The sequence below is a fragment of the Oceanimonas baumannii genome (assembly GCF_002245495.1).
In the GTDB taxonomy this organism is placed as follows: domain Bacteria; phylum Pseudomonadota; class Gammaproteobacteria; order Enterobacterales; family Aeromonadaceae; genus Oceanimonas; species Oceanimonas baumannii.
On the sequence record NZ_NQJF01000070.1, the window covers coordinates 1 to 1,007 of the forward strand.

Genomic DNA, 1,007 nt, shown 5'->3' on the forward strand with positions numbered 1-1,007 from the left:
GAATCAGATGCTCGCCTCCCACTGCCGCAATCGCCTGCTCGCCGGCGAGCTTGCTTTGGCCATACACCCCCAACGGGTTCGGCGTATCGGCCTCGGTGTACGGCGCCGGTTTGCTGCCGTCGAACACGTAGTCGGTGGAGTAGTGGATCAGCGGCGCGCCCAGGGCCTTGGCCTCCTCAGCCAGAATGCCGGGGGCGATGGCATTGATGGCGAAGGCCACCTCCGGCTCGCTTTCGGCCTGGTCGACCGCCGTGTGGGCGGCGGCGTTGATGATCAGGCCGGGGCGGTGGGCACGGACCTGCTGGCGGATTTGGTCGACGTTGGTCAGGTCCAGTTGCTCGCGACCCAGCACGATCAGTTGGCCAAGCGGGGGCAGACGCTGTTGAAGAGCCTGGGAGACTTGGCCGTGTTGGCCGGTGATGAGGATTTTCATGGGAACAGGTCCGCTTCCACCAAGCGTTTGCCGGCCTGGTCCTTGACGGACAGTTGCGGCGTCTCGGTCAGTTGCCAATCAATTGCCAGCGTTGGGTCGTTCCATGCGATGCAGCGCTCAGCACTGGGCTGATAGTAATCAGTGGTCTTGTAGAGAAACTCTGCGTATTCACTCAACACCACGAACCCATGAGCAAAACCTTCGGGTACCCACAGTTGGCGGTGGTTCTGAGCCGACAGACGGACCCCCACCCATTGACCGAAGTTCGGAGAACTGCGGCGAATATCCACCGCCACGTCGAGCACCTCACCTGCGGTGACACGCACGAGTTTTCCCTGTGTGTCTGCCAACTGATAGTGCAAGCCCCGCAGCACACCCTTTTGCGAGCGCGAATGGTTGTCTTGTACGAAGTTGCGTTCGAGGCCCGTGGCCTGCTTGAACGTCCTGGCGTTGAAACTTTCGTAGAAAAAACCTCGGTCGTCGCCATAGACTTTGGGTTCGAGGATTACAACACCGGGAAGTGAGGTTTCAACCACGTTCACTGGCTATCTCCCGCCAGCGAGTACAGGTATTG

2 protein-coding genes are annotated in these 1,007 nt (G+C 60.3%); both read right to left on the reverse strand.

What is annotated here, in order from left to right; translation table 11 throughout:
* The coding region (locus B6S09_RS18255; protein ID WP_141202014.1) for an SDR family oxidoreductase at nt 1-433 on the reverse strand (433 nt) is incomplete at its 3' end.
* Nucleotides 430-975, reverse strand: coding sequence for a dTDP-4-dehydrorhamnose 3,5-epimerase (rfbC, locus tag B6S09_RS18260; RefSeq protein ID WP_094066149.1), 546 nt, complete (start codon nt 973-975; stop codon nt 430-432). The genes B6S09_RS18255 and rfbC, both read right to left, overlap by 4 nt.
* Nucleotides 976-1,007 lie beyond the last annotated feature (32 nt).